Origin of the sequence: Microcystis sp. LE19-195.1E (genome assembly GCF_027532095.1) — a bacterium.
Lineage (GTDB): Bacteria > Cyanobacteriota > Cyanobacteriia > Cyanobacteriales > Microcystaceae > Microcystis > Microcystis aeruginosa.
In genome coordinates, this window is the sequence record NZ_JAPZSZ010000215.1 from 1 (window position 1) to 9,590 (window position 9,590).

Genomic DNA, 9,590 nt, shown 5'->3' on the forward strand with positions numbered 1-9,590 from the left:
TGTCAGTCTGTAGAGCGACCATAAGACCAGAACAGAGTAAATCTGTTAAGGCAGGTGCGAAAAATCCTTCGGGAAAGAAGCAGAAACCTAAATCGTGAGGTTTGGGAATCGCCGTCCGTTTTACGGCGGCGAGGATGTCAAAGCAGGAATAGTTTTTTTGTACGCTAAAAAATAATAGCAAGAATTCCCCTGTGGAAAATCTGTGGAAAACCAGAGCTTTTTTTGATCGCTCTTTCCGGGCTAAAATCTATCAATAGCAATAACTTCGCCCATTGCTAGGTTTTTACTGCAATTCTGAAAAGATTGTGGAAAAATTGTCAAAAGTGAAATTTTTGCCCTTTCTCAGCCAATCACATCAACTGTTAAGCATCAGGCTACAAGTTAACAATAGCGAGACTTGAGCCGACCAGCATCTTTCTTAGGGAAAAAATTGCGTCAAATGTAGGCCAGTGATCTTTAAAATGGAACAAGCAGCAGGAAGTTAACAAAACAAAGCTCCGGGCATTCCCGGAAACCGATAGACTCAAATAGACAAGGAGACAGGATTGGTTAGCACATCTTCGTATCAAACAACAAAATCGAAAGAAATCTTTACAGCCGCTCAAAAATTAATGCCGGGGGGTGTAAGTTCCCCCGTGCGGGCCTTTAAATCCGTCGGTGGTCAACCCATCGTTTTTGAAAGCGTCAAAGGGGCCTATATTCGCGACGTGGACGGTAACGAATACATCGACTATGTGGGAACTTGGGGGCCGGCTATCTGTGGTCATGCCCATCCCGAAGTGATTGCCGCCCTACACGATGCCCTAGATAAAGGGACCAGTTTCGGGGCTCCCTGTGTTCAGGAAAATATTCTCGCTGAAATGGTGATTGATGCCGTTCCCAGCATTGAAATGGTGCGTTTTGTCAATTCCGGCACCGAAGCCTGTATGTCCGTCCTGCGCTTAATGCGGGCTTTTACCGGCCGGGATAAAATCATCAAATTCGAGGGCTGTTACCACGGTCACGCCGATATGTTCCTCGTTAAAGCCGGCTCTGGTGTAGCGACCCTGGGCCTACCCGACTCGCCGGGGGTTCCCAAAACCACCACTAACAACACTTTAACCGCCCCCTACAATGACTTGGAAGCGGTAAAAGCCCTTTTTGTCGAAAATCCCGACTCGATTGCCGGGGTGATTTTAGAGCCAGTGGTGGGTAATGCCGGCTTTATCGTGCCGGATGCGGGCTTTTTAGAAGGATTGCGCGAATTAACCAAGGAATACGGGTCCCTATTAATGTTTGATGAGGTAATGACCGGATTCCGCATCGCCTACGGTGGCGCTCAGGAAAAATTCGGCATCACCCCCGATTTAACCACCCTCGGCAAAGTTATCGGCGGTGGGCTGCCGGTGGGGGCCTACGGCGGTCGGGCCGATATTATGGCGATGGTGGCTCCGGCCGGCCCGATGTACCAAGCGGGAACCTTATCCGGCAACCCTTTGGCTATGACGGCGGGAATTAAAACCCTAGAGTTACTCCAGCGCCCCGGCACCTACGAATATCTCAATAAAGTGACCAAATCCTTAACTGAAGGGCTGCTGAAAGTGGCCAGAGATGCTGGTCATAGAGTTTTTGGAGGTCATATCAGTGCCATGTTCGGGATGTTTTTCACTGGCACCCCCGTGCATAACTATGAAGAGGCCAAAAAGGCCGATGTGGCTAAATTCGGTCGTTTTCACCGGGGAATGTTGGAAAGAGGCGTTTATCTAGCTCCTTCCCAGTTTGAAGCTGGTTTTACTTCTTTAGCTCACACAGAGGCCGATATCGAACGGACTTTGGCCGCCGCTCAAGAGGTTTTAGAAAGTTTATAGTTAATGCTGCTTCGGCCAGGAAAATTGATTGATAGAGTCCCAAGATTGATGAATTGACATTTCCCCGCTTGCAAAAGACGGGGATTCTCAGGGGAAATTTGGCTAGAAACCCCGAACAATCGAGGGATTATTATCCCCAGCACTGTAAAACTTATCAGTCCCAGCACAGGCCGCCCCTTTTTAGTCAACCAGATCGATAAGATCAAGAGCAAGAGGTATCTAACTTGACAAAAATTACCTCGGTTTCGATAATCCTGAAACCGTCAACAAAATTGAGTGATAAATAGCTGGGCAAAAAATCAAGAAAAACAGCAAAAAAACGTAGTTCCCCCCTTGACAAATAGCCAAAACTAGGCATTAGTTAAATTTAATGATTTTTTAATAAAAACCGCTTTCTATCACCAGAAAAAGCTATCGGTAGATTTTTATCAGAGTAATGTAATCATCTTTACAACTATCGGGGATCAAAGGATGTTACGGTGAAGGAGCGATGAGAAACCCACTTTAAGATCACCCCAATTGCTATGGCACAGATTCTCGATCCCCTCCCCAACGGCAAGAAAAATAGTATTCTTTGTTGCTATGTCAATGCGACCAGTCATATTCAAATTGTTCGCATCACCAATATTGCTAACTGGTATTTTGAAAGGGTGGTTTTCCCCGGGCAGCGTTTAGTATTTGAGACCCTAGCGGATGCTTTCTTAGAGATTCATACGGGGATGATGGCCAGTGCCATCCTTTCCGATAACATCCCCTGTGAACGCCTTTATATCAGCGATGGGGATGAGGATGACTCCGATGGTCAACTAGACAGGGAAATATTTTATCCCCATTCCCTAGAGGAAAGTCAAGGGGCGAAAATTGACAATACCGTACCCTTCGGTTTAACTTTAGCTTCCGCCTAGCTAATAACCTACTCCGATAATTCCCCTCGCACGAGAATCACAGTGCAATTAACGGCACGGGCAATCGTCGAGGGGATATTGCCATTTAAGAACTGATTGAGCAAACTTTCCCTAGATGCACCCAAAAGCACCAAAGAACAATCCTCCGATTCTACCAGATGAATGACCGCCTCGGCCGGAGAGGCCGAACAAATCGGTAAAGGCACAATCGGCTGTGCGATCGCTTTCTGTAAAGATGCTTGTAAAACTTCCAAAGTGGACAGATCTGGCAGTAACTCCGTCGGGGAATAGATTTTACATAACCAAAGTTTGGGATGATCCGAAGACTCGGACAAAGACAGCAAACTAGGCAATAATGCTAAAGCGCGTTGGGCATTCGGACCGCCGGCGGTGGGAATCAGCCACATCCTTTCCCGATTAGGATCGTTGGGAAAACAATCCTTTGTCCCCAATTTTACCAAGATGGTTTCACAGGGAGCTTGAGCAATCAAAGTATCGACTAAAAACCCAAAAATCGCCCCAGTAGTCGATTTTTCCCCCGTCCAACCCATAATTAATAAATTGCTGTGTCGTTCGCGAATCGTGGCCAAAATCCCGTCGGCGATATCCTGAGCAACGGAAATTTGTGTATGAACAGAGATATTCTGCCGTCGGGCTAATCTTTCCAGACGATGAAGTAATTTGCGTCCTTGCCGCGTATCTACCTTTACTTCCGCCGGAGAACTGAGACGAGGCACGGTAATCACATAGAGACAATCTATTTCATAATCGCGTTGACGGGCGATCGCAGCAGCAATTTTAAACAAAGCGGTAGCGGTGTCGGGATTGGCAATAGGTAACAAAATCCGTCCTATTCCCACGGCCGGGGAACGAGTTTGATAAACCACATAGGAAGGGGTACTGGGTTGAGGCAGTTGACAAACCCCCCCCAATTGATCGGCTTCCACCCGGATAATATCGGTGCGGGTGATGATCCCCACCAGTTTTTGACCATCGGTAACGGGTAGACGGGAAAGCTGATAGCGATTTAAGAGAAATAAAACATCGCTTAAAGCTGCCTGGGGGGCCACGGTAATCGGATTGGGAGTCATGATCTCCCGTAGGACTGTTTGACTGTTTTTCGATCGCCATTTATCCAGATCACTTTGGGTAAAAATCCCCAATAGTCGCCCCTGATCCACCACGGGAAAACCGCGATGATGGGAACGGGACATAATTTTCACCACTTCCCCCAGGGGTAAATCTGCCGCCAGAATTTCCACCTGCGATTGCATCACATCCATAGCCGACAGATGGGCCAACACATCATTAGAAGGGGTTTCTTCGTTGAGAATAATGCCACTAGCGGAAAGTAAATGCTGATAGAGGGAACCGGGGTGAATGCTTTCGGCAGTGATATAAGAAACGGCACAGGTCAACATCAGGGGCAGCACAATATTAAAATTGCGATGCAGTTCAAAGACAATCACGATCGCCGTTACCGGAACCCTGACTACTCCCGTAAAAAAAGCCCCCATACCCGCTAAAGTATAACTAGCTTCGCTGCCGAAACCCATCATTTTCGTCTCGATTCCCCCCACCAGAAACCCCAAGCAGGAGCCCAACACCAAAGCGGGGGCGAGGAGTCCTCCCGGAGCGCCAGAACTATAGGAGATCATCGTCAGGAAAAAATAGACGACGAAAGCGAGGGCGGTATTCTGCCAACTTAATTCCCCTGCCAGCAAAAATTCCCGTAAACCCGTATTATCTCGAAAAAAGTCGGGTAAAAAGGCCACTACCGTTCCGGATAACCAGCTGACCAGACCGATACGCCAAGCCAGAGATAACCGCCAACGCCGCTGCATCTGGCTACAAAAAAGGATGCCTTGATTGAATAAAGCCCCCAATAAGCCCGCTAAAGCCCCTAAAAGGCAATAAATGGGTATTTCTTGGGCAGAGAAGCTAATATTGGCATATTCAGTGATCATTGAGGGGGTATTCTGCAGCATCATTGAAACCACGGCCCCGGTAAAGGAAGCCACAATCGCCGTTTCTAGGGTCATACTGGAGACATCGCGCATTAATTCCTCGATCACAAAGAGGACGCCGGCGATGGGAGTAGTAAAACCGGCCGCTAACCCCGCGGCTGCCCCGGCTGCGATCATCTGACGACGGTGATCAGGACTGGTGGGCAGCCAGACGCTTAACTGGGCCGCTAGGGCCGCCCCGATGTGTACCGTGGGGGCGCGACGACCAAGGGTTAAACCACCGCCAAGGATCAGGATCGCCCCGATCATTTTTACTAGGGCGACCCGCCAAGACAGGGGCAAAGGATATTTAGCTAAGGCCGCTTTTACTTGGGGAATACCACCCCCGGCGGCTGCGGGGGAGAAGTGTTCGACAATCCAACCAGCACTGTAACCGAGCAGAAAACCGCCGAGGGGCAAAACTAGGAAAGGAGAGGAATTGGCTACTAGATGCACCCGCCAACCACCTAACCAACCGATACCCAATTTCAGGATAATAGCGGCAAGGGCGGAGAGAATTCCGATTAAACAGGCTACCAGTAAAGCATAGCGACTATCGGTTGCGCTACGTCCGAAGTGTTGGGATTTAAACCACTGACGGAGGTTTTGGTGACGGGCAAAAAGTCCCATAATTATCAGGGAGAATCAAGGCAATGGCGGAGCGAGGATTTATTTAGGGTTCTGATTCCTCGTTTCTTTAATCATAGGCCGTTAAGTTCTGTCACCGTTCACCTTGTTGCTACCAGTGGCCCTAATAGTAGTTTTTCTATCGATGGGCTAGGATCAAAGGTTGTCCCTGTCTTTGAGCGGAGGGTATTTTAAAGTTTCAAGAGAAATATAATCAGATATAGTCAAGCATGGCAATATGTGGACAGGAAACTATCAGACTAGGCAAAAAAAACAGGAATAAGTTATCGAACGGCTTGGAGGTGGTGGAAACAAGGGAATTTAACAGGCTATCAATTGCCTTCTGGTACAATTATCATAACGGATGACAACCGTTCAAAACCCGACTTGATAGCTGGCACTTATGCAAGAGTTTCCAGCGCCGAAAATAAAGACAATCTAGATAGACAAGCTGACCGATTAAAAGATTATGCTGTTGCTAGAGGCCACAAAATCTACAAAGTTGTCGAAGAAGTAGGCAGTGGGATAATCGCCAACAATTAGCCAAAATTCTAGTTGACCCCAATTATCGAAAAAATCGGGTCTAAAACCTCGTCTTTTAAGGCGAAAATTTTTGTAGCGGGGCATAAATCCCCGTTACAAAAACTGCCTGCTGCCCTCTGCCTCCTGCCTCCGTTAAGTTGGTTCAATAATTTTTATCCCTGCTCTAAATTCCCGCAGTGCTTGAGCATGATTTTCTGTATTAATACAACGCATCAATAAACCTACATCTAAACTCGGTAAAAGTTGCGATTTACTAACAGCTTCATATCCCTCATTTCCTAAACCATAAAACAATAACTCATCATTCGTCCAAAACCAAACTTCAGGAATTTGTAACCGTTTGTATGCTTCCAGTTTATTAATTCCTCCACTACTAACAACCACCTCAATCACTAAATCAGGATGTTTTCTATTTGCTCCCAATTCATAAGATTCATCACCTTCTTTTTTAACCTTTTCAAATTCATTTTCTAGGGTGACAGAACCAGTAGGAGTAAAATCTAATTCCAAAAATTCTAAATAAATTTCTACTAAAGAAGCAATACGTTTTTTGATAGTTTCCTGTTTTTTCCCTGGCATTTTTCTAATCTCCAAAACTCCATCTAAAAAAGATAACCTTAACCCTGGGCGCTCAATTAGCTGTTCAACAGCTTTAAATTCTCTCCAGGTTAAGTCACTAATTAAAATTGGTTCTGCTTCTCGTTCGATGAGTGTAGTTATCATAATTTCAACCCAAATTTAGAGAGGGAATTTTGCTCAATATGATATCATCTAAAAATAGATTATCATAAAAACAGGACTTACGCAAAAAAGACCGAAAGTAGGGGTAATTCATGAATTACCCCTACGCAAGAATAAGGCGTTCAGCCACGTATTGCTTAAGTCCTAAAAAAACATCATGCAAGCATACAAACTCAAAGGAAAAATTGATCAATCTGGTAAGTTGCTGATTACCGAACCCCTGAATTTACCCCCCAGAAACGTGGAAATTGTAGTTTGGGCAGCCACAGACACCCTTGATCATACCACAACCCCAACCACTGAACCAGCACCAGAAACACCAAAAAGACCAACTAAAATCAAGGTTTTGCAAAACTGGTTTGAGAAAACCCAACCTGCACCTCCTGATTTTGATCCAGATCAAGCTAAATGGGAATATTTAAAGGAGAAACATAAACTGTGAAAATCTTGCTTGATACCAACATAATTATAGATAGTGTAAACTTAAAGAGTTCACCCACTGCCAAAATTCTATGACTCGCTGGTTTAATATTGCCGGTCCCTGTAAAGACGATATCCACTATATGCTATCTCCCACAGTACGATTACCAGATTTAGAGGAGCTAATTCAACAAGAAAGTTATTTTGTCCTTCATGCACCACGACAAACGGGGAAAACCACCGCAATGTTAGCTCTAGCACAACAACTTACCGATACTGGAAATTATGCCGCAGTCATGGTATCAGTGGAAGTAGGAAGTGCATTCAATCATGATCCCAGTGCAGCAGAATTAGCGATTTTAAGAGCTTGGTATAATACAATAAATATCCGCTTACCCAAAGAATTACAACCACCTGTTAAACAATGGCAACAGGAAGAACCAGGAAATAGAATTAATGATTTTTTAACAGGTTGGGCAAAATCTTTAAACCGACCTTTAGTATTATTTATAGATGAAATTGATTCTTTACAAGACCAAACATTAATATCAGTTTTACGACAGTTAAGAGATGGTTTTCCTAATCGTCCAGAAAATTTCCCGACCTCAGTAGGATTAATTGGTTTGCGAGATGTGAGAGATTATAAAGTAGCATCGGGAGGTAGTGATAGATTAAATACATCTAGTCCTTTTAATATCAAAGTTGCTTCTCTTACCATGCGAAATTTTAATCTTGCAGAAGTGGTTGAATTATATCAACAACATACAGCAGCAACTGGACAAATTTTCACACCAGAAGCTATAGAAACAGCGTTTGATTTAACTCAAGGACAACCTTGGTTAGTCAATGCTTTAGCTAAAGAAATTGTAGAAAAAATGGTAAAAGATAGAAGTATTGCTATTACCGAAGAAAACATTTTACAAGCTAAGGAAATATTAATTGCTCGTCAGGATACTCATTTAGATAGTTTAGCGGAAAAACTCAGAGAAAAACGAGTGAAAAACATTATTGAACCAATTTTAGCAGGGCAAACCTTACCGGATACCCTAGCAGATGATCGCCAATATTTAATAGATTTAGGATTATTACGACGTGATCCGATGGGGGGATTAGTTATTTCTAACCCCATTTATCGTGAAGTTATTCCCCGTGTTTTAGTACAAGGAACTCAGGACAGTTTACCTTTAATTAGTCCTAGTTGGTTGACAGCAAAAGGTGAATTAAATATAGATGCTTTATTAACAGCATTTCTCAAGTTTTGGCGACAACAGGTCGAACCATTATTAAGTAGTGCTGCTTACCATGAAATTGCCCCCCATATTGTATTAATGGCTTTTTTACATCGTGTGGTTAATGGTGGGGGGGTTTTAGAAAGGGAATATGCAATTGGTAGTGATAGAATGGATTTATGTTTGCAGTATAAAGATGTAATTTTAGGGATTGAATTAAAAGTATGGCGGGATAAAAAACGCAATCCGCAAGCTGATGGAATTGAACAATTAGAATCTTATTTAGGACGTTTGGGTTTAGATTTTGGTTGGTTATTTATTTTTGATAGGCGTAAAAATGCTTTACCTATGGAAGAAAGATTATCCACTGAGGTGGTGGTGACAGAAAATCAATATAGAATTACTGTGATTCGGGCATGAGTGTTATATTTTTTGTTTCACGCAGAGGCGCTACAGTCGCAGAGAGGAGAAAGGAAAGAGGGATTTTTGCAGATTGTTTTTCTCTGTATCCTTGAAAATTGTAGAGTAAACAAATCTGGACGAATTACCATTAGGGATAACTTTTAGGGATTAGGGAAAAAGACGATTTTTCCCAGAATGCCTAGTATTCCTGTCACCAAAATTCCGACAATGCCAAGAAACCCATTAGTAGTAATATTCACCCGTGCATTCAGGTCGTCAATACGCTTTTCTATTTCCATAACTTTAGAATCTAGGGCTTTAATATCCCCTCTTATTTCTGATTGTCCTATCTCTAGCTTATTAACATCTCTTTGTAAAGAGTCGATTTTTCCCTCAATCCTTGTCAGGACTGCTTCTAGGGAATAAGTTACGGTTTCGTTAGACATTTTGCTAAACTCCTACTTTTGCTGATTTTTTCTCTAATCGACAAGGCATCAAAATTGCCGATATGCAAGACTAAGGATAACTTTTAGGGATTAGGAAAAAAGACGATTTTTCCCAGAATACCTAGTATTCCTGTCACCAAAATTTCGACAATGCCAAGAAACCCATTATTGCTAATATTCACCCGTACATTCAGGTCGTCAATACGCTTTTCTATTTCCATAACTTTAGAATCTAGGGCTTTAATATCCCCTCTTATTTCTGATTGTCCTATCTCTAGCTTAGTTAGGGTCTGCTGAATAAATCTAAAAACCTTGTTGGATAAGACTTTTGGACTTTTTTCCCCTCAAAAAGTGCCAGCCATTGCGGGGATCGGGGGAAAATTCAGGTACTTTTTCCCTGAAAATTAGGTAGTTGACCACCTCA

The 9,590-nt window shown here is 43.7% G+C and carries 7 protein-coding genes and 3 pseudogenes; 5 read left to right on the forward strand and 5 right to left on the reverse strand.

Annotated features, from left to right (window positions below; all coding sequences use genetic code 11):
- Positions 1–181 (reverse strand): annotated as a pseudogene (locus O9300_RS12245) (hypothetical protein); the annotation flags it as partial.
- A 364-nt stretch (positions 182–545) separates the two neighbouring features.
- On the opposite strand from O9300_RS12245, the gene hemL reads away from it, so the two are divergent.
- On the forward strand, positions 546–1,847 hold the full coding sequence (gene hemL, locus O9300_RS12250; protein WP_287627200.1) for a glutamate-1-semialdehyde 2,1-aminomutase: 1,302 nt from the start codon (positions 546–548) through the stop codon (positions 1,845–1,847).
- A gap of 524 nt (positions 1,848–2,371) precedes the next feature.
- A complete protein-coding gene (locus O9300_RS12255; protein WP_287971882.1) occupies positions 2,372–2,752 on the forward strand; it encodes a DUF1830 domain-containing protein in 381 nt (126 codons plus the stop codon).
- Between the two features lie 8 nt (positions 2,753–2,760).
- Here the strand turns inward: O9300_RS12255 and O9300_RS12260 are convergent, their stop codons facing one another.
- Positions 2,761–5,388 carry a chloride channel protein gene (locus O9300_RS12260; protein WP_287971884.1) on the reverse strand — a complete coding sequence of 876 codons (2,628 nt, stop codon included), beginning with the start codon at positions 5,386–5,388 and terminating at the stop codon, positions 2,761–2,763.
- Between the two features lie 390 nt (positions 5,389–5,778).
- On the opposite strand from O9300_RS12260, the pseudogene O9300_RS12265 reads away from it, so the two are divergent.
- Positions 5,779–5,913, forward strand: a pseudogene (locus tag O9300_RS12265) (recombinase family protein); the annotation flags it as partial.
- 147 nt (positions 5,914–6,060) lie between these two features.
- Here O9300_RS12265 and O9300_RS12270 read toward each other — a convergent pair.
- On the reverse strand, positions 6,061–6,651 hold the full coding sequence (locus tag O9300_RS12270) for a Uma2 family endonuclease (RefSeq protein ID WP_287971886.1): 591 nt from the start codon (positions 6,649–6,651) through the stop codon (positions 6,061–6,063).
- A gap of 175 nt (positions 6,652–6,826) precedes the next feature.
- On the opposite strand from O9300_RS12270, the gene O9300_RS12275 reads away from it, so the two are divergent.
- Positions 6,827–7,111, forward strand: coding sequence for a hypothetical protein (locus O9300_RS12275; RefSeq protein ID WP_287971888.1), 285 nt, complete (start codon positions 6,827–6,829; stop codon positions 7,109–7,111).
- A gap of 70 nt (positions 7,112–7,181) precedes the next feature.
- Positions 7,182–8,738: an AAA-like domain-containing protein gene (locus tag O9300_RS12280; protein ID WP_287971889.1), complete on the forward strand. Its 1,557-nt coding sequence runs from the start codon at positions 7,182–7,184 to the stop codon at positions 8,736–8,738.
- 143 nt (positions 8,739–8,881) lie between these two features.
- On the opposite strand, the gene O9300_RS12285 is transcribed toward O9300_RS12280, so the two are convergent.
- Positions 8,882–9,166 carry a hypothetical protein gene (locus tag O9300_RS12285; protein WP_002764782.1) on the reverse strand — a complete coding sequence of 95 codons (285 nt, stop codon included), beginning with the start codon at positions 9,164–9,166 and terminating at the stop codon, positions 8,882–8,884.
- Positions 9,167–9,249: 83 nt separating this feature from the next.
- Positions 9,250–9,456: pseudogene (locus tag O9300_RS12290) on the reverse strand (DUF4164 domain-containing protein); the annotation flags it as partial.
- Positions 9,457–9,590 lie beyond the last annotated feature (134 nt).

What these genes read in the sequence shown, in the direction of transcription:
- O9300_RS12270 (WP_287971886.1), bottom strand. Translation starts at nt 6,651, where the DNA reads ATGATAACTACACTCATCGAACGAGAAGCAGAACCAATTTTAATTAGT.
- O9300_RS12280 (WP_287971889.1), top strand. Translation starts at nt 7,182, where the DNA reads ATGACTCGCTGGTTTAATATTGCCGGTCCCTGTAAAGACGATATCCAC.
- O9300_RS12275 (WP_287971888.1), top strand. Translation starts at nt 6,827, where the DNA reads ATGCAAGCATACAAACTCAAAGGAAAAATTGATCAATCTGGTAAGTTG.
- O9300_RS12260 (WP_287971884.1), bottom strand. Translation starts at nt 5,388, where the DNA reads ATGGGACTTTTTGCCCGTCACCAAAACCTCCGTCAGTGGTTTAAATCC.
- O9300_RS12285 (WP_002764782.1), bottom strand. Translation starts at nt 9,166, where the DNA reads ATGTCTAACGAAACCGTAACTTATTCCCTAGAAGCAGTCCTGACAAGG.
- O9300_RS12255 (WP_287971882.1), top strand. Translation starts at nt 2,372, where the DNA reads ATGGCACAGATTCTCGATCCCCTCCCCAACGGCAAGAAAAATAGTATT.